At 70.0% G+C, this 17,042-nt stretch carries 18 protein-coding genes; 12 read left to right on the top strand and 6 right to left on the bottom strand.

All coding sequences use genetic code 11. The features are described 5' to 3' along the window. The first annotated feature begins 47 nt into the window (after positions 1-47). The 4 genes from BM013_RS12775 (at position 48) to BM013_RS12760 (ending at position 2,899) form a co-directional block, all read left to right on the top strand. Positions 48-884, top strand: coding sequence for an isocitrate lyase/PEP mutase family protein (locus BM013_RS12775; protein WP_093127414.1), 837 nt, complete (start codon positions 48-50; stop codon positions 882-884). 61 nt (positions 885-945) lie between these two features. Then, on the top strand, positions 946-1,692 hold the full coding sequence (locus BM013_RS12770; protein WP_093127411.1) for an energy-coupling factor ABC transporter ATP-binding protein: 747 nt from the start codon (positions 946-948) through the stop codon (positions 1,690-1,692). Then, a complete protein-coding gene (locus BM013_RS12765) occupies positions 1,685-2,278 on the top strand; it encodes an energy-coupling factor transporter transmembrane component T family protein (RefSeq protein ID WP_093127408.1) in 594 nt (197 codons plus the stop codon). The genes BM013_RS12770 and BM013_RS12765 overlap by 8 nt, the downstream gene beginning before the upstream one ends. A 30-nt stretch (positions 2,279-2,308) precedes the next feature. Beyond that, complete coding sequence (locus BM013_RS12760) at positions 2,309-2,899, top strand: biotin transporter BioY (RefSeq protein ID WP_093127406.1); 591 nt, start codon at positions 2,309-2,311, stop codon at positions 2,897-2,899. 33 nt (positions 2,900-2,932) lie between these two features. On the opposite strand, the gene BM013_RS12755 is transcribed toward BM013_RS12760, so the two are convergent. Then, positions 2,933-3,352, bottom strand: coding sequence for a DUF6314 family protein (locus tag BM013_RS12755; RefSeq protein ID WP_256221485.1), 420 nt, complete (start codon positions 3,350-3,352; stop codon positions 2,933-2,935). 335 nt (positions 3,353-3,687) lie between these two features. On the opposite strand from BM013_RS12755, the gene BM013_RS12750 reads away from it, so the two are divergent. Together BM013_RS12750 and BM013_RS12745 are read left to right on the top strand one after the other, a co-directional pair. Then, positions 3,688-4,068 carry a helicase SNF2 gene (locus BM013_RS12750; protein ID WP_093127401.1) on the top strand — a complete coding sequence of 127 codons (381 nt, stop codon included), beginning with the start codon at positions 3,688-3,690 and terminating at the stop codon, positions 4,066-4,068. A gap of 144 nt (positions 4,069-4,212) precedes the next feature. Next, positions 4,213-4,839: an isochorismatase family protein gene (locus BM013_RS12745; RefSeq protein WP_256221484.1), complete on the top strand. Its 627-nt coding sequence runs from the start codon at positions 4,213-4,215 to the stop codon at positions 4,837-4,839. Between the two features lie 7 nt (positions 4,840-4,846). On the opposite strand, the gene BM013_RS41770 is transcribed toward BM013_RS12745, so the two are convergent. After that, positions 4,847-5,887: a hypothetical protein gene (locus BM013_RS41770; RefSeq protein ID WP_256221483.1), complete on the bottom strand. Its 1,041-nt coding sequence runs from the start codon at positions 5,885-5,887 to the stop codon at positions 4,847-4,849. A gap of 243 nt (positions 5,888-6,130) precedes the next feature. Here BM013_RS41770 and BM013_RS12735 point away from each other — a divergent pair, with 243 nt between their 5' ends. From BM013_RS12735 to BM013_RS12715, 5 genes are read left to right on the top strand one after another with little or no spacing between them, the layout of a single operon-like run. Further along, positions 6,131-6,736: a DUF6891 domain-containing protein gene (locus tag BM013_RS12735; protein WP_093127396.1), complete on the top strand. Its 606-nt coding sequence runs from the start codon at positions 6,131-6,133 to the stop codon at positions 6,734-6,736. After that, positions 6,733-8,574, top strand: a complete 1,842-nt coding sequence (locus tag BM013_RS12730; protein WP_256221482.1) for a VanW family protein — start codon at positions 6,733-6,735, stop codon at positions 8,572-8,574. Before BM013_RS12735 ends, BM013_RS12730 begins: the two co-directional genes overlap by 4 nt. A gap of 13 nt (positions 8,575-8,587) precedes the next feature. Then, complete coding sequence (locus tag BM013_RS12725) at positions 8,588-9,193, top strand: hypothetical protein (RefSeq protein WP_093127392.1); 606 nt, start codon at positions 8,588-8,590, stop codon at positions 9,191-9,193. Positions 9,194-9,203: 10 nt separating this feature from the next. Beyond that, positions 9,204-10,895 carry an FxLYD domain-containing protein gene (locus BM013_RS12720; RefSeq protein WP_093127390.1) on the top strand — a complete coding sequence of 564 codons (1,692 nt, stop codon included), beginning with the start codon at positions 9,204-9,206 and terminating at the stop codon, positions 10,893-10,895. A gap of 43 nt (positions 10,896-10,938) precedes the next feature. Next, the gene (locus tag BM013_RS12715; RefSeq protein ID WP_093127388.1) at positions 10,939-11,931 is read left to right on the top strand and encodes an LLM class flavin-dependent oxidoreductase; all 993 of its coding nucleotides are present in this window, start codon (positions 10,939-10,941) and stop codon (positions 11,929-11,931) included. Positions 11,932-11,974: 43 nt separating this feature from the next. Here BM013_RS12715 and BM013_RS12710 read toward each other — a convergent pair whose 3' ends face one another. Beyond that, positions 11,975-13,711 carry a long-chain-fatty-acid--CoA ligase gene (locus BM013_RS12710; protein ID WP_093127385.1) on the bottom strand — a complete coding sequence of 579 codons (1,737 nt, stop codon included), beginning with the start codon at positions 13,709-13,711 and terminating at the stop codon, positions 11,975-11,977. 185 nt (positions 13,712-13,896) lie between these two features. Here BM013_RS12710 and mnmA point away from each other — a divergent pair, with 185 nt between their 5' ends. Continuing rightward, positions 13,897-15,000: a tRNA 2-thiouridine(34) synthase MnmA gene (mnmA, locus tag BM013_RS12705; protein WP_093127382.1), complete on the top strand. Its 1,104-nt coding sequence runs from the start codon at positions 13,897-13,899 to the stop codon at positions 14,998-15,000. A gap of 1 nt (position 15,001) precedes the next feature. Here the strand turns inward: mnmA and BM013_RS12700 are convergent, their stop codons facing one another. From BM013_RS12700 to BM013_RS12690, 3 genes are all read right to left on the bottom strand, one after another. Beyond that, positions 15,002-15,499: an NUDIX hydrolase gene (locus BM013_RS12700; RefSeq protein ID WP_093127379.1), complete on the bottom strand. Its 498-nt coding sequence runs from the start codon at positions 15,497-15,499 to the stop codon at positions 15,002-15,004. Positions 15,500-15,510: 11 nt separating this feature from the next. Next, positions 15,511-15,945: a DUF4019 domain-containing protein gene (locus tag BM013_RS12695; protein WP_093127376.1), complete on the bottom strand. Its 435-nt coding sequence runs from the start codon at positions 15,943-15,945 to the stop codon at positions 15,511-15,513. Positions 15,946-16,077: 132 nt separating this feature from the next. Next, positions 16,078-16,803, bottom strand: a complete 726-nt coding sequence (locus BM013_RS12690; RefSeq protein WP_093127374.1) for a response regulator transcription factor — start codon at positions 16,801-16,803, stop codon at positions 16,078-16,080. Positions 16,804-17,042: the final 239 nt, after the last annotated feature.

Below are 17,042 nucleotides of genomic sequence, written 5' to 3'. Positions count from 1 at the left end.
CTGGGTACCCTGCGGGTCATTGCCCAACTTCTCCGGAACGAACGACCATGCGAGCCAGCGACGCGCAACGCCACACCGAAACCTTCCACCGCCTGCACGCGGGCCCCGGGCCGCTGGTGCTCGTGAACGCATGGGACGCCGTGAGCGCCCGCGTCGTCGAGCGTGCCGGGGCCACGGCCATCGGCACCACCAGCGCGGGCATGGCCTGGTCGCTCGGCTACGCGGACGGCGAACGCATGCCCGCCAGTGAACTGCTGGCGGCCTGCGCGCGCATCTGCCGCGTGGCGCGCGTGCCGGTGAGCGTGGACATGGAGCGCGGTTTCGGCGACAGCACGCAGGCCGTGGCCGAGGTGGCGGGCGCGCTGATCGGCATGGGCGTGGCGGGCATCAACATCGAGGACGGCACGTTGCCAGGCACGGCGGAACTGGCGCCGCCGGAGGTGCTGTGCGAGCGCATCGCCGCCATCCGAAAGCTGGACGCGCGCTTCTTCATCAACGCGCGCACCGACGCCTACTTCGTGCCCTGGGACGACCCGGCGGCGCGTTTCGAGGAGGCACGGCGCCGCGCGCGGCTCTACGCGGCGGCGGGCGCGGACGGCATCTTCGTGCCCGGCATGTCCAGCCCCGATGAAATCGCGAAGCTGGCGGGCGCGGTGAAGCTGCCGCTGAACGTGTACGCGGGCCATGCCGGCGCGCCGCCGGCCGAGGCGCTCGCGCGCGCCGGTGCGCGGCGCATCAGCCTGGGCTGCGGGCCGCTGCAGTCGGCGCTGGGGCTGGCCGGGCGCATCGCCGCCGAGGCCTTCGCGCACGGGCGCTTCGGCACCATGGGCGAGGGCATGCTGTCGGTCGGCGAGCTCAACGGGCTGTTTGCCGCCGCCCCGTGAACCCCATGAACCCCGTGGGGCCCCGTGGGCCCCGGGTGGCTTCGGGTACAGTGGCGACCCCTTGCCGCAGCCGACCCCGCCAGCCCCCAGCGCCCCCCGCAGCATTCGCCTCGAGGCGGTGACGCTCGTGCGCGGCAGCCGGCCGGTGTTCGAGGGCCTGACGCTCGAGCTGCGGGAATCGCGCATCGGGCTGGTCGGCGACAACGGCGCCGGCAAGAGCAGCCTGTTCCGGCTGATCAGCGGGCTCGACCAGCCGGCGCAGGGGCGCGTCACGGTGCACGGCTGCGACACGCAGACCGACCGCAGGCAGCTGTCGCAGCACGTCGGGCTGATGTTCCAGAACCCCGACGACCAGATCATCTTTCCCACCGTGGCCGAGGAACTGGCTTTCAGCCTCACGGCGCGCGGCGAGACGCGGCAGGCCGCGCGGCAGCAGGCGCGCGACTTCCTCGCGCAGCGCGGGCTCGAGACCTGGGCCGGGCGCGCGGTGGGCGAACTGAGCCAGGGCCAGAGGCAGCAGGTGTGCCTGCTGGCGCTGCAGATCAGCCGGCCCGCCACGCTGCTGCTCGACGAGCCCTTTGCCAGCCTCGACCTGCTGAGCCAGGCGCGGCTGGCCGCGCAGCTCGACGCGACCGACCAGCAGATCGTCGTGTCCACCCACCTGCTCGAGCACGTGTACGACTTCGAGCGCGTGCTGTGGCTCGAACAGGGCCGCGTGCGCGCCGACGGGCCGGGCCGCGAGGTGTGCGAGGCCTATTCGGAAAACGTGCGCGAGCGCGCGGCCGCGGAGCGGGGCGCGCATGCGTAGCCTCTATTCGGAGCAGCCGACGTGGATGCACGCGATGGCCGCGTGGCTGAAGCTCGCGGTGCTGTCGGTGTGCGGCACGCTGCTGGTGCTGGTCGAGCGGCCCGCGTACCTGGGCGCGGCCTGCGCGGCGGTGCTGCTGCTGTTCGCGTCGCTCGGGCCGCCCGCGTGGCGGCGCGTGCGCATGCTGCTGGGCGTGGCCGTCGCCGGCGGGCTGATCGTCGGCTTTCATTGGGCGATGGGCACCACGCCGCTGGGCGTGGCGAGCGCGCTGCGCCTGGGCAGCGCGGCCACGCTCGCGCTGATGCTCACGCTGACCACGCGCTTCGAAGACCTGCTGGCGGTGCTCGAGGCCGTGCTGCACCCGCTGCAGCGCTTCGGCGTGCCGACCGAGCGGATCGCGCTCGGCCTTGGCCTGATGCTGCGCTTCGCCGAGAATTTCTATGTGCAGTGGCAGCGCCTGGACGACGCCTACCGCGCGCGCACGGGCCACGGCGGCGGGCTGCGGCTGCTGGCGCCGCTGACCATCCGCACGCTGCAGACGGCCGAGCGCGTGGCCGATGCGCTGGCCGCGCGGCTGGGCCGCTGACTTTCCGACTTCTTCTCGATTGCGAACGCCATGACCACCACCGGCTCCCTCACCTCGTCCCGTTCCCTGTCGTACATCGCGCTGTTCGCGGCGCTGATGGCGGTGTTCGGCCTGATCCCCAAGATCGACCTGCCGTTCGGCGTGCCGATCACGCTGCAGTCGCTGGGCGTGATGCTGGCGGGCTGCCTGCTCGGGCCGCGCCGCGGGTTCCTGGCCATCGCGCTGTTCCTGCTGGCCGTGGCGCTGGGCCTGCCGTTGCTGCCGGGCGGCCGCGGCGGGCTCAGCGTGTTCGTGGGGCCGACCTCGGGCTTCCTGTTCGGCTGGATGTTCGGTGCCTTCGCCTGCGGCCTGCTGATGCGCCTTGCAATGCGCCGCATGGCCGGCGCCACGGGCCTGCCGCTGCTGGCGGCGGCCTTCGCGGCTTCGGCGGTCGGCGGCATCCTCGTGGTCTACGCCTTCGGCATCGCCGGGCTCTCGTGGATCGCCCACATGTCGCTGTCGCAGGCCGCGCTGGCCATGCTGGTGTTCATTCCGGGCGACCTGATCAAGTGCGGCATCTGCTCGATGCTCGTGCAGACGGTGATGCGCGGCATGCCGGCCTGGCGGCTGGACCGCGACTGACGCGGCCGCCGCGACCGGATTCCCGGCTACCCGCTACCCCTCGCGCCGCCTGAAGACGGTGGCCGACAGGTAGTCCTTGCGCGGGCCGTGCACCGTGTGGCGGATGACGAAGCCGCCGTCCGCCAGGAAGCGGTAGCTGCTGTCGTAGGTGTCGGGCGTGCACAGGTGCGTGGCCGACCCGGCGAGCGCATCACCGTCGCGCACCACAGCAATGGCGTGGAACAGGCGCGGCGGCGTTTCGGCGAAGTGCACGCTGAAGCCGCCCGGCGCGCGCTCGAACAGGTACTCCCGGTGCCCGTCGAACTCCTTGCCGTCGGCCAGCCGGATGCGGCCTTCCTCGCGGTACTTCAGCCAGCCCGGCGCCAGCGGCGTGAACACGGCGGTGCCGGTCATGGCGGCCTGGCCTTCGATGGTGCGCTCCAGCGTCCATGCGCCTTCCAGCCGGTCGAACACGGTGTCCGGGGCGCCCCACGGGGCTCGGGAAGTGGGGGCAGAAGCAGAGGGGGAGGAAGCCGGCGCGTGCATGCCGGCGACTCTACGGCAAGGCGCCAAACGCCTCCTGGACCAGGTGATTGTTTCCATTGTGTGAACAGCGTGGTTCGTTTGCATAAGGGTTTTTACTTAGAGGTCGGCGCACAATTCATCTCACGGACCAACCACCCAGTCGATCCGAGAGAACAGGGCCCGAGCGAGGTGGCCGCCCCCCGGAGGGACGGTGACCCACCCAAGACCCGTTCGAAATCATCCAAGTGCAAAAAGAACTGACCGAACGAACAAAGGACAACCAAATGACCGCCTCGAAGCTCCTCTCCGCCATCTCCATCGCTCTGCTCGCCGCTGCCGGCGCTGCCCATGCCGAAACGTATGACGGCGTGCATCAACTGACTTCGGCCGCCAGCCGCGCCGACGTCGCCAGCCAGGCCGTCGTGGCCGCCCACAGCGCGAACCCCTATGCCACCGGTGCCAACGCCGGCCCGGCGCCCGTGTTCGTGTCGACGGCCAACCGCGCCGCGATCCGCGCCGAAGCCGTTGCCGCTGCCCATTCCGCCGACCCGTACGCCGACGGCGCTTCTGCCGGTGTCGCACCGGTCGTGGCCAGCTCGGTGGACCGCGCCGCGGTGCGCGCCGCAGCCCGTGCTGCAGCCCACGGCGACAACCTGCCGCTGTAAACCTGCCGCTGTCATCTGCGACAGCGTCCCGGCAAGGGAAAAGACAGAAGCCGGGCCATGCAATTGCATGGCCCGGCTTTTTTCTGGGCCGCGAGGCACCCGCCACCGCGTGCGCTCATGGCCGCCTCATACGCCCTCACTACCATGGCCCGGATGCAATCGCTCGACCTGAACCCCCGCCACACCGCCCTCATTTCCATCGACCTCCAGCACAGCAATGTGGGCCGGGCGCTCGCGCCGCACACCGCCGCCGACGTGGTGCAGCGGAGCCAGCGCATCGCCGACGCCTTGCGCGCGGCGGGCGGCACGGTCGTGTGGGTGCGCGTGGACGTGACCGCGCTGCTGAGCCTGCCGGCCGACGCCTCCATCAGCCGGCCGCCCGGATCGCCCGTGCCGCCGCCCGAGTTCTCGGAACTGGTGCCCGAGCTGCAGGTGCAGGCCGGCGACGTGCGGATCACCAAGCGCCAGTGGGGCGCCTTCTACGGCACCGACCTCGACCAGCAACTGCGCCGCCGCGGCATCCGCACGCTGGCGATGAGCGGCATCGCGACCAACTTCGGCGTCGAGTCGACCGCGCGCGCGGCCTTCGACCGGGGCTACGAGCTGGTGTTCGTGGAAGACGCGATGACCTCGCTGGCCGCCGAGCCGCATGTGTTCGCGAACACGCAGGTGTTCCCGCGCATGGGCCGGGTGCGGTCGGCGCAGGTGCTGCTGGCCACCATCGCCGCCGGTGCAGCCGGTGAAGCCGAAGCGCCGGGCGCGGCGCGCTGACGCTGAATCAGCGCGAGGGCAATTCCCGCAGCGCGGCCACGAGGAACGGCGGGCCGTCCGGTGCCGCCGCGTCGTGCAGCGCGACGAACCATTGCGACGGGCCTTCGAGCGCCGGGCCCGCGCGCAGCGTCCACGCATAGACGCGCCTGTCTTCGCGGGCGTTCTCGCACAGCGCGGCGGTTTCGTCGCGGCACTCGTCCACCAGCACCGCGCGCCCGTCGGCCTCCTGGCGGATCGCGCGCTGCATCAGCCGCGCGACGATGCGTTCCGGCGCCACGCTGCGTTCGCCGTCCTGCGCGGGCGGCACCGTCGCGCGCAGGCGCTGGTCCAGCGGGGCGTCCGGGCGAAAGCCTTCGCCGCGCTCCAGTGACATGTTCGCAAGCGCCACCCGCACGCGGCGGCGCTCGCGCAGCGTCGTGACGACGAACACCACCATCGACACCGAGAACACGCCGAAGAACGGCAAACCCACCAGCAGCCACAGCCATTGCCAGCCGCCGCGCAGCGACCACGTGATGGCCTGGAAGCCGAACACCGCCATGAAGGCCAGCACCGCGCCTGCGAGCAGCCACCCGATCCAGCCGGAGACCGACTTCTTCACACGCTCGGTGGCCTGCGGCGCGCCGGAGGTCCATTCGGCGGGCAGCCGCTCTTCGAAGGGCGGCAGCCCGGCCGCGCGCGGGTCCGGCCAGGGTGACCAGGAATCGGTGGGCGTGGCGGGCGTGGCGGGCGCGGCGGGCGCGGCGGGCGTGGCATCCCCGAGCGCAATCCATTGCAGGTCGGTCCATGTCGGCGCGTAAGCGGTGGCGGTCTCCTCGCCCTCCACGCGCAGCGCGGGGGCGGCCATGCCGTCGGGCGGTGCGTCGTCGAACGCGCGCACATGCACGCCGGGCGCGCGATGCATGCGCCGTGAGACGAGATCGACGATCACCGTGTCGGTGCCCACCATCGCCGCCTGGTAGCGGCCGTCGGAAGATGCGTGCGCCGGGCCCGGCGGGTGCCCGAGCACGTGGGCGATCAGATCGAGGGAAGGGTGGCGCTGCGGCATGAAGAGCCGCCGAGCATAGCTTCGCCAAAAGGCGCATTGCCTTGCCTCGGCGCGTCCTTCATGATGGCGCGGCCCGCAAGTGATGGTTGTGGGGTGACTGCGGGGCCGGCTGCGAGGGTTCCCGCAAGACCGCATGCTTTCGCATTAATGCGCCATCCTGGTGCGGTGGGCGAGAATGAAGGCGCTCCCGCCAGCCAACAAGAAAGCATGATTCGTCGCCGCCAATGCGGCAACCCAACACGCATGGCCCTCACCCTCGACCCTGAAGACACGCGCGGACGCATCCACGATCTGGTGTGGAGCGGCTTCTATCCCGACGCCGACGTCGAATGGATGATCACCGACGAGTACCTCGATCCGGACGAGCTGACCCCCGAGGACCGTGCCTGGGTCAAGGCCGAGGCCGCGCGCGCCTGCGCCGCCAAGCGCGCCGCCGAAGCCGCCTGGCCGGCGCACACCGAATACGACCGCCTCGAAGGGGTCTTCACGCAGCTGCGCGGCGAGAAGATCATTGCGCTGCACCGCGCGGGCAACACGCTGGCCGACGGCCATGACGACGTGCGCGAGCAGTGGCGTGCCGCGGGGCGGCTGGCCTCGGGCGTTCGCGGCTGCTGCTTCTATCACTCGCAGGACCTCGACACGGCGGTGCGCACCGGCCGGCTGCACCTGGCCTTCAGCGGCGGCATGATTCCCGAGATCGAACAGCGCGAAGCCAACACCGTGGTGGTGGGCCATCGCATCGTCGAGCTGCTGCGCGCGGCCGGTTTCGGCGCGCAATGGAGCGGCAACATCAACGAGCGCATCGAAGCCGACCTCGGCCAATGGCGCAAGCGAGGCCCCTCCGCGTGAGCGTGCAGGCCTGGCAGCCGCCGCGCCGCATCGACGCGATCGACTTCTGGCTGCGCTCGCGGCTGCTCGCCACGGCCCACGCACTGCGCGAAACTTTGCGGCCCTCGGCCCGGCGCTGGCAGGGCGGCACCCATGCACTGGCCGACGCGCCCGTGCTCGCGCAATACCGAACCCCCTTGTGGACCGACGGCCGCGCCGATGAATTTCCGCTTGTCGCCGGCAAGGTGCAGAACCTGCGCGTGGCGCGCCGTGCCTTCGACGCCATCGAGATACCGGCTGGCGAGGTGCTGAGCTTCTGGCGCCAGCTCGGGCGGCCGGGTGCATGGCGCGGCTTTGTATTGGGGCGCGAGGTGCGCGGCGGCTGCGTGGTGCCGACGCTCGCCGGCGGCCTGTGCCAGCTGTCGAACGCGCTGGCCACCGTGGCCGTGCGCGCGGGGTTCGAGCTGGTCGAACGCCATGGGCACACGGCGCGCGTCGAGCAGGCGAGCACGCCGGAAGGCGACGCCGTCGATGCGACGGTGTTCTGGAACTACGTCGACCTCAAGCTGCGCGCGAAGCAGGCCTGGCGGCTCGAAGTGGCGTTGACCGACACCGAGCTGGTGGTGCGCATCCGTGCGCATGCGCCGCCGGTGATGTCGGTGTCGGTGTCGGTGCTGCCGGCCGCCCCCGTCACGCTGCGGCGCGCGAACGGCGGCACGGCCGCTGCGTTGCCGTTGGCGCGCGGCTGCCTGAGCTGCGAGCAGACGACATGCTTTCGCCATCGCCCGCAGACAGGCGTGGGTACCGAAGGCCGTACGGCGGTGCTGGTCGACGGCTGGACGCCGGAGTTCGCGCGCTACCTGCGCGAGGCGCACCCGCAGGCGCAGCGCATGCAGCCGGTGCCGCTGCGGCTCGCGTTCTGGCGCGTGCCTTCCGCGGGGTGGCATCGCGAGCCGGCGGCGAACGGCCAGGGACCGGTGACAACGCCATGGGCCGCGAGCCTGCGCCGTGCCTTGTGGCAGCGGCTCTGGGCGCGGCACGCGGGCCGGCGGCAGGCCAGCCTGATCGACGGCCAGCGCTGGCTCGCGCAGGCCTTTGCCGCGCGGCTGGAACCCGCGCACACGCAACTGGTGGTCGAGCACGCGCTGCTGCCGCACCTGCAGCGCATCGGTGCGCTCGACGGGCGCCGCGTCACGGTGCTGGCCAGCGCCTTGCCGATGGCCGACATCGAGCAGCGGCTCGACGCCGCGTCGCGCCGCTGGCCCGGCGACGCCACCTTGCGCGACTTTCGTGCCGAGGCGTCGCTGGTGCGCGCCGAGGCACTGGCGCTCGCGCGCGCGGCGGTCGTCGTCACGCCGCATGCCGACGTGGCGGATGCGCTCGCGAGGCACGCGCCTCAGGCTGCGTTGCAGCGGCTCGACTGGACGCTGCCCGCGGTGAAGCCCGCGCGCATGGAACGCCATGAACTGCCGCTGGTCGTGTTCGCCGCGAGCGCGCTGGCGCGCAAGGGCGCGCGCGAACTCGCTGCCGCATTGCAAGGCTGGCCGTGCCGGCTGCGCGTGCTGGGTTCGGCGCCGGACGACGCTCGGCTCTGGCAGGGCATCGAACCCATCGAATACATGAACTGGCAAGGCGACTGGCTGGCCGGTGCAGCGGTCGCCGTGCTGCCCGCGCATGTCGAGCACGCACCGCGCGCGCTGCTGCGCGCCGTGGCGGCCGGCGTGCCCGTGGTCGCATCGACGGCGTGCGGCCTCGCCGGTTTGCAGGGCCTGCACAACGTGGCCGAGATCGCACCCGGCGACATCGACGCATTGCGCACCGCACTGCGCACCGCATTGCAGTCCGCCTCCCCTTCCTGAACGGAGAACACACTTGGCATCGATCGAACAGGCCCGCGCGGCCCTGGCCCCTCATGGCGAACTGGCGCCGCAATCCGCCGCCGAACACTGGCGCGGCGACATGGCGCTGCCCGCCGCCATCGCAAGCTTCTACGAGCAGGTCGGCCCGCTCGGCAACTGGGTGAACGAGCGCGTGGGCTACGCGGGCCTCACGGTGCCGACCACCGGCAACTCGTTCAGCATTCCCGCGCTCTCGCGGCTGTGGCAGCTGCAGGCCGGCTACCGCTGGCACGGCATCACCGGCGAGCGCATTGCCGATTGGCCCGAGCACTGGCTCGTGGTGGCCGACCAGGGCGCCGACCCGTTCATCTTCGACCTGCGCACCGGCGCGATCCAGTTCGCGATGCACGGCGCGGGCGCTTGGCAGGAGGACGAGCCGCTGTTCGCCGACATCTTGCAGATGGCCGCGTGCCTCGGCACCGTCGGCCAGGTGTGGGAAGAGGCGGGCGACGCCATCTTCACCGACGAGGACGACTGCGAGGTCGACCCGGTGCACCGCGCGCGGCTGATCGAGCGCCTCGCGCCGCTGCTCGGCGACGCCGATGCGGCCGAGGACATCGCAGACGTGTTCGGCTGGTAAAAGACGCGACATGACCATCGACCTCCAGACGCTCAAGTGCGGCGAATGCGGCAGCAGCGTGCTCAAGCGCACCGGCCTCAACGAATACACCTGCGAGCACTGCGGCTCTGTCACGCTGGTGGAGGACAACGTGTCCGACCGCCTGGAGCGCGTGCTCGACCAGGTGAAGAACGAGGCGGGCCGCCGGCTCGCGGCCGAGCAGGCGCAGCAGCAGGCGCTTGCGATGCGCAAGGTCGGCGTCGTGGTGGCCGTGGTGCTGGGCGTCGCGGTGCTCGTCGGCGTGGTGGGCATGTTCGTCGGCGGCCGCCATGGCGACACGCGCAGTGCATCGGGCACGCCGCGCTCGGTGGTCGCCGCGGTGGCCGACCGCACCATTCCCATCGACGGCCTGAAGCTCGGCGAGCCGCGGCAGGTGCTGGTGGGCAGCGGCAGTTCGGCGCAGGCCAAGCTGCTGGTGGTGGCGCGCAACGAGACCGGCAAGCCGCTGTCGCGCGCCGGCATTCGCGCCACGTACTACGACGGCGACAGCAAGCTCGACGAGCGCAGCGAGATGCTGCCGGTGGCCGTGCTGGAGCCCGGCGAGAGCGCGCCCGCGCTGATCGACATGCCCAGCGGCAAGAACGTCACGCGGCAGGAGCTGCGCGTGCAGAAGCTGGCCGAGCCCTACAACGCGGTGCAGGGCCCGCGCATGGCCTTCTCGCGCGTGCGGCTCATCCAGCAGGGCGAACGCGTGCGGCTGGTGGGCCGCATCGTCAACGACCGCAAGGACGCCGCGGTGGTCGGCGGCTTCGAGGTGCTGGCCACGCTGTACGACGACGCGGGGCAGGTGATCGGCTTCGGCCACGGCTACGGCCAGGCCAACGAAGTGCCGGCGGGCGCGCGCACCTCGGTGGACGTGAGCATCGCGCGCTTCGGCCGCGCGGCGGCCATTGCGGCGTGGGACTACCGCATCGGCTACAGCACGGTCGAGGCCTCGGGTTCGCGCACGCCGGTGCTCAGCGCCGACCGCGTGATCCGCACGGTGGGCGCCCCGGAAAACTTCAACCCCGACCTGCGCCTGGGCACCGACGACCTGCTGGCCGACGACAGCGAGCGCTTCGACGAGAAGCAGCTCGAGCTGCTGCCGCTGGTGGCGGGGCGCAGCAACATCCAGCGGCCGCTGTTCCTCACCGAGCTGGTGAACCGCAGCAACGACGCGATCGTGCTCGCGCCCGGCGGTGCGATCGCGCGCTTCGGCGGCAACAAGGCCGACGGCAGCACGGCCATCACGGGGCTGGCGTACCTGTACCCGGGCGAGCGCTTCCCGATCCTGCTGGAGCCGCGCGACGTCGAGCGGATCACGCAGACGCGCATCGAATGGAAGCCCATGCGCCGTGCCGCGCTGCCGGGCCCGCGCAAGCCGCTCGAGGTGAAGGTGACCGGCACCAAGGCCGAGACGGGCAGCGTGCTGCTCAACTTCAGCCAGCGTTTCAGCTACCGGAGCGTGGAGGTCACGGGCAGCGTGACGAACCCGGGCACGGCCATCGTCGGCAAGGTGCGGCTGTGGGTGAGCCTGCGCGACCGCAACGGGCAGCTCACCGGCTTCAAGCTGATGGACAACCTGCCGGCCATCGCGCCCGGCGAGAGCGTGCCGTTCCAGGTGAACGTGGAGCAGAACGCGCGCGACTTCGCGACCGTGACGACGCTATACCAAACCGAATAGCCCCTCGCGTGACGGCGTTGGCGGATCGCGCCATGATCGCGCCATGATTCCGTTATCGATCCTCGACCTTTCCCCGATCACCGAGGGCAGCGACGCCGCGCAGTCGTTCCGCAACTCGCTTTCGCTGGCGCAGCACGGCGAGAAACTCGGCTACACGCGCTACTGGCTGGCCGAGCACCACGGCATGCCGGGCATTGCGAGCGCGGCCACGGCCGTGCTGCTGTCGTATGTGGGGGCGGGCACGTCCACCATCCGCATCGGCGCCGGCGGCGTGATGCTGCCGAACCATTCGCCGCTGGTGATCGCCGAGCAGTTCGGCACGCTGGAGTCGCTGTACCCGGGGCGCGTCGATCTCGGCCTGGGCCGCGCGCCCGGCTCCGACCAGCGCACGGCGCGGGCCTTGCGGCGCAACCTCGAGTCGGACTCGGACCAGTTCCCGCAGGACGTGGTCGAGCTGATGGACTTCATGTCGAAGGCGCCGCAGCAGGCCGTGAAGGCCGTGCCCGGCGCGGGGCTCGAGGTGCCGGTGTGGATCCTGGGCTCCAGCACCTTCGGCGCGCAGCTCGCGGCGCACCTGGGGTTGCCGTACGCCTTTGCTTCGCACTTCGCGCCGCAGCAGATCATGCAGGCCATCCAGATCTACCGCGAGACCTTCAAGCCGTCGGCGCAGTTGAAGAAGCCGTACGTGATGCTGGGCTTCAACGTGTTCGCGGCCGACACTGACGCCGAGGCCGAGTTCCGCGCCACCTCGTGGCAGCAGGCCTTCGTGAACCTGCGCAGCGGCCGCCCGGGGCGCCTGCCGCCGCCGGTGGAGAACTACCGCCAGAAGGTCGGGCCGGCGGAGAACGCGCTGCTCGACTCGGTGCTGTCGTGCTCCGCGGTGGGCTCGGTCGACACCGTGAAGAAGGGCGTGGAAGCGTTCGTGGCGCGCACCGGCGCCGACGAGCTCATGATCACCTCGCAGGTGTTCGACCACGCCGCGCGGCTGCGCTCTTACGAGCTGCTGGCCGGGGCGTTCGGGCAGACCGCCAAGTAGGCCGGTTTCCTCGTGATCAAGCCCGCTTGCGGGCTTTTCAGCATCAAGCCCGCTTGCGGGCCTCCTCGTCCACGAGGTCCTTCTTCGAGAGCTTGCCCACCGCCGTCTTGGGCAGTTCGGCGCGGATCTCCAGCGCGCCGATCATCTCGTGCTTGCCCAGGCGGTCCTTCAGGAAGCCCTTGAGCGCATCGAGCGTGAGGTCGCCCGCGCCTTCCTTCAGTTTCACGAAGGCCTTGGGCGACTGGCCGCGGTAGTCGTCGGGAATGCCGATCACGCACACCTCGGCCACGGAAGGGTGTTCGTACACCGCTTCTTCGAGCACGCGCGGGTACACGTTGTAGCCGCCACACAGCAGCATGTCTTTCGTGCGGTCGACGATGTAGAGGTAGCCGTCGGCATCCATCTTCGCGACGTCGCCGCTGCGGAAGTAGCCGTCGGCGGTCATCGAATCGGCCGTGGCCTTCGGGTTGTTCCAGTAGCCCTTCATCACGTTCGGGCCGCGGATGCAGAGTTCGCCGGGCTCGCCGAAGGCGGTGACGTCCTTCGTCGGGTCGTCCAGGCTCACGAGCTTGATGCGCACCTGCGGCAGCGGCATGCCGCACGAGCCGGCCTTGCGCACGCCGCGCGCGGGCGTGAAGGTGCCCACGGGCGAGGTCTCGGTCATGCCCCAGCCTTCGTTGAGGTGGCAGCCCGTGAGTTCGAAGAAGCGCTGCTCCACCTCCACCGGCAGCGGCGCGCCGCCCGAGCCGCAGAACTTCAGCGAGCGCAGGTCCATCTCCCTGGCCTTGGGGTGCGACAGGATGGCGGTGTACATCGTCGGCACGCCGGGGAACACGCTGATCTTGCTGGCCGCGAGCTCGTTCATCACCGCGTCCACATCGAAGCGCGTGTGCAGCACCAGCGCCGCGCCCAGGCGCACGCCGAGCAGCATCGCGGCGCTCAGCGCGAAGATGTGGAACAGCGGCAGCACGACCAGGAAGCGCTCCTTGCCTTCGGCCAGGATCGGCGGGTCGCCCTTGGTCGACTCGTAGTACTGGGCGGACGCCGAGCTGAGGTTGGCGTGCGTGAGCATCGCGCCCTTGGGCAGGCCGGTGGTGCCGCCGGTGTACTGCAGCACCACGATCTCTTCGGCCAGGTCGCCGAGCGGGTAGGTCTGGTGCGTGCCTTCGCTTTTCAGCAGGTCGGTGAAGCGCACGTGGCGCGCGTCGGTGGGCACGGGCGCGATCTGCCCGGCGGCCTGCAGCTGCGCCTGCACCTTGTCGCCCATCGCGCCGTAGTCGCCCAGGCTGCCGACCACCAGCGTCTTCAGGCGCGAGTGGTCGAGCAGGCGCGCCATCAGCGGGTAGAGGTTCACCAGGTCGAGCGTGACGAGGATGTCGGTGCGGCTGTCCTCGATCTTGTGGGCCAGCACGCGCTCGGCGTCCAGCGGCGAGTAGTTCACCACCGTGCCGCCGGCCTTGAGCACCGCGAAGAACGCGATCGGGTAGTGCGGCGTGTTGGGCAGGTAGAGGCCCACGTGCACGCCGGGCTTCACGCCCAGGTCCTGCAGGCCCTTGGCGAAGCGGTCGACCGCCTCGCCAAGCTGGCGGTAGCTGAGCGACTGGCCCATGAACTCGACGGCGGAGTGGTCGGGCCAGCGTTCGACGGCCTCGTCGAGCATCTGCTGCACCGGCTTGACGGGCAGCTCGGCGTCCCAGCGCATGCCGGGCGGGTAGGCGCGTGTCCAGGGGGTGCTGCCGGCATCGTGGCCGGAAGCCGTGGCGGGGGAGGGGGTGGCCATGCGTCTTGTCTCCGCTGTGCTGTGGTTGCGAATCGCCTGGGCGGATCGGTGCCGCCTCGTTCAGCGGCACTGTAGCGCCGGGGCCCGGGCCCGTGGGGCGGGCGCTGACAAGCCGGGGACACGGGTTTTCCCGATTTCCCACACACCGTGGGCCCCTACCGCGGGGCTGGGACAATGGCGCGCTTATGGCAAAGCAACGGATCGTGGTGGGACTGAGCGGCGGAGTGGACTCCGCGGTGACGGCGCACCTGCTCAAGCAGCAGGGGCATGAGGTGGTCGGCATCTTCATGAAGAACTGGGAAGACGACGACGACAGCGAGTACTGCTCGTCGAACATCGACTTCGTGGACGCCGCCAGCGTGGCCGACGTGCTGGGCATCGAGATCGAACACGTCAACTTCGCGGCCGACTACAAGGACCGCGTGTTCGCCGAGTTCCTGCGCGAATACAAGGCCGGTCGCACGCCCAACCCCGATGTGCTGTGCAACGCCGAGATCAAGTTCAAGGCCTTCCTCGACCACGCCATGCGGCTGGGCGCCGAGAAGATCGCCACCGGCCACTACGCGCGCGTGCGGCTGAACGAGGCCACCGGCGGGCACGAGCTGCTGAAGGGGCTCGATCCGTCGAAGGACCAGAGCTACTTTCTGCACCGCCTGAACCAGGCGCAACTGTCGAAGACGCTGTTCCCCGTGGGCGAGCTGCACAAGACGGAGGTGCGCCGCATCGCGGAAGAAATCGGCCTGCCCAACGCCAAGAAGAAGGATTCGACCGGCATCTGCTTCATCGGCGAGCGGCCGTTTCGCGATTTCCTGAACCGCTACATCTCCAAGGAGCCGGGCCCGATCAAGGACGACCGCGGCCGCAAGCTGGGCGAGCACCAGGGGCTGAGCTTCTACACGCTGGGGCAGCGGCAGGGGCTGGGCATCGGCGGCGTGAAGGAAAAGGGCGCGCAGCGCGGCTCGGGCGACCATTCGCCCTGGTTCGTGGCGCGCAAGGACATCGAGAAGAACACGCTGTGGGTGGTGCAGGGGCACGACCACCCATGGCTGCTGTCGTCGGCGCTCAAGGCCGGCGACGCCAGCTGGGTTGCCGGCGAGGCACCGGTGCCGGGGAGCTACGGCTCGAAGGCGCGCTACCGGCAGGCCGATTCGGCGTGCGAGATGGGACCGGGAGAGGCGGGCGCGGCGTTCAGCCTGCATTTCGCAGCGCCGCAATGGGCGGTGACGCCCGGCCAGTCCGCCGTGCTGTACGACGGCGAACGCTGCTTGGGCGGCGGCGTGATCGTCTGATTCAGGGCGCGACGCGCACTGTCGCGTCGACGTGGACGAGTTCCAGCGGGTGGCGCTGGCCGGCCAGGTAGTCCTCGATGCACTGGAGCAGCAGCGGGCTGCGGTGCCGCGCCACGCTGGCGCGGATTTCTTCCGGCGTCATCCACAGCGTGCGAACGATGCCGTCGTCGAGCGCGCGTCCCTCTTCGAAGGCACCCAGCGTGCCGCAGTAGGCGAAGCGCATGTAGGTGACGTCTTCGCTGCCCTCGGCCACCGGGCGAGAACGCGCCATGTAGATGCCGATGAGCGCCGTTGGAGTGAAATGATGGGCTGTTTCCTCCAGCGTCTCGCGCGCGCAGCCTTCGGCGGGCGATTCGCCGGGGTCGAGGTGGCCGGCGGGTGTGTTGAGCCTGAGGCCGTCGCCCGCCTGCTCCTCGACCAGCAGGAAGCGCCCGTCACGCTCGATCACCGCGGCGACGGTGACGTTGGGTTTCCAGCGTGTGGGCCGTGCTTTGCTCATATTTGGCATCTTTATCGCAGCACATAGCCACTGAAGCGCCAGGTGCGGTCGCGGTCGAGGTGAAAACTCACGAGTTCGCGCAGGGTGCTGTCGGGCTTGTGGGCGAAGCGGGTCTCGTATTCGATGCTGACGTACTGGCCGGCGGTGTCGGTGTCGGAATCGGCGACGACCTGGCGGTTGACCGCAACCCAGGTGCGCATCTGGGGCGAGCCGAGCGGCGCGCGGCTCCTGGCGACCTTGTCGATGAAGTCGGCACGCGGCATGCGCTTGCGGGTGGCCGGCGTGGCGCCGTCCCAGAGCTCGCCGGTCCGGTCCTGGTCGATCATCTGGATGGCCTGCATGCCCCCGCGCACCATGTCGCTGGCTTCGAGGTCCTGGGCGGCGGCTGGGCCGAACCAGCTCCACAGCAGCGTGGCGGCAAGCAGCAGCCGGATCATGGGATTCATTCGTCTCGTTCCTTGGGAAACCCGTTGGAGACTGTAGCGTGGGAGAGATTCCCGAAGCCAGCCATCTCGGGGAGAAATGCGGGTGTGTCGGCAGATGTGCTCAACGCCTGCCCGACATTCTTCAACGTGTACCTAACGCCTTGCGAAAGCCCGCTTCAGCTTCGGCAAAGAGATCTCGTCGATGGCTTCCAGCCGGTAGCCGAGGCCGTAGATGGCCAGCAGCAGGAAGCCGTTGGCCGGCCGCAGGTCCAACTTGGTCCGCAGCCGCGAGATGTGGGTGTCGAGCGAGCGCGACAGCGCCTCGATGCCCAGGCCCCACACGGCCTCGTGCAGGTGCTCCCGCGACAGCAGCCGCCCGAGGTTCTGGAACAGGAACAGCGCAAGTTCGTACTCGCGGTTCTTCAGGTCGACCGGCACGCCCCGTACCTTCAGCACGCGCGAGGGCGGATAGAAGTGGTACGGGCCGAAGACCATTTCGGCATCTTCGCGCTTCGGGTACGAGCGGCGAAGCAGCGCGTTGACGCGGGCTTCGAGCTCGCCGTGGCGAACCGGCCTGGCCATGAAGTCGTCGGCGCCCGTGTTGAGGCCTTCAACCATGTCTTTCGCATCGCAATCGTGGGTCACGAAAAGAATGGGCAACCGGCTCTTCAGGTCGAGCCGGATGGTCTTCACGACCTCCGGCCCCTGCATGTCGGGAAGGCTCCAGGCAAGTATCAGCAAGTCGAATGTTTGTCGGCGCAAAGCCTGCAGCAGTGTTCTTCCTTGCCTGAACAGGTGGCACTCGTGTGAGAGCCCCACCATGGTTTGATGGATCAGCTTCAGCTGATCCGGGCCGTCATCGAGTACAGCAATACGCATTCCATCCCCTTCTTCCTCCCTTCGCCAGCCTCCGTGAGCTGGCGATTGATCGGAAGTGTATCTATCTGCGACTTAGGTAATTTTGGGAGTTTGCAACTAATGCACGCAAATCGAGTTTTTCAAAAGAACGCTTGCCACATTTAGCTACAGTTGCAAACAAATAGGGTTCTCCCCGTCGCCGTGCGGCGGCAAGGCTGTCAACAATCGGCCAGTGCAAAGAGCGGCTGGAAGACCGGCCA

This window comes from Variovorax sp. OK605 (assembly GCF_900115445.1).
Lineage (GTDB): Bacteria > Pseudomonadota > Gammaproteobacteria > Burkholderiales > Burkholderiaceae_C > Variovorax.
The sequence above is the reverse complement of the archived record's forward strand: the minus strand, read 5'-3'. Positions and strand labels throughout refer to the sequence as shown.

Excerpts from the sequence above, each read along its gene's own strand:
- BM013_RS12775 (WP_093127414.1), top strand. The coding sequence starts at position 48 with ATGCGAGCCAGCGACGCGCAACGCCACACCGAAACCTTCCACCGCCTG.
- BM013_RS12765 (WP_093127408.1), top strand. The coding sequence starts at position 1,685 with ATGCGTAGCCTCTATTCGGAGCAGCCGACGTGGATGCACGCGATGGCC.
- BM013_RS12760 (WP_093127406.1), top strand. The coding sequence starts at position 2,309 with ATGACCACCACCGGCTCCCTCACCTCGTCCCGTTCCCTGTCGTACATC.
- BM013_RS12750 (WP_093127401.1), top strand. The coding sequence starts at position 3,688 with ATGACCGCCTCGAAGCTCCTCTCCGCCATCTCCATCGCTCTGCTCGCC.
- BM013_RS12745 (WP_256221484.1), top strand. The coding sequence starts at position 4,213 with ATGGCCCGGATGCAATCGCTCGACCTGAACCCCCGCCACACCGCCCTC.
- BM013_RS41770 (WP_256221483.1), bottom strand. The coding sequence starts at position 5,887 with ATGCCGCAGCGCCACCCTTCCCTCGATCTGATCGCCCACGTGCTCGGG.
- BM013_RS12735 (WP_093127396.1), top strand. The coding sequence starts at position 6,131 with ATGGCCCTCACCCTCGACCCTGAAGACACGCGCGGACGCATCCACGAT.
- BM013_RS12720 (WP_093127390.1), top strand. The coding sequence starts at position 9,204 with ATGACCATCGACCTCCAGACGCTCAAGTGCGGCGAATGCGGCAGCAGC.
- BM013_RS12715 (WP_093127388.1), top strand. The coding sequence starts at position 10,939 with ATGATTCCGTTATCGATCCTCGACCTTTCCCCGATCACCGAGGGCAGC.
- BM013_RS12710 (WP_093127385.1), bottom strand. The coding sequence starts at position 13,711 with ATGGCCACCCCCTCCCCCGCCACGGCTTCCGGCCACGATGCCGGCAGC.
- mnmA (WP_093127382.1), top strand. The coding sequence starts at position 13,897 with ATGGCAAAGCAACGGATCGTGGTGGGACTGAGCGGCGGAGTGGACTCC.
- BM013_RS12700 (WP_093127379.1), bottom strand. The coding sequence starts at position 15,499 with ATGAGCAAAGCACGGCCCACACGCTGGAAACCCAACGTCACCGTCGCC.
- BM013_RS12695 (WP_093127376.1), bottom strand. The coding sequence starts at position 15,945 with ATGAATCCCATGATCCGGCTGCTGCTTGCCGCCACGCTGCTGTGGAGC.
- BM013_RS12690 (WP_093127374.1), bottom strand. The coding sequence starts at position 16,803 with ATGCGTATTGCTGTACTCGATGACGGCCCGGATCAGCTGAAGCTGATC.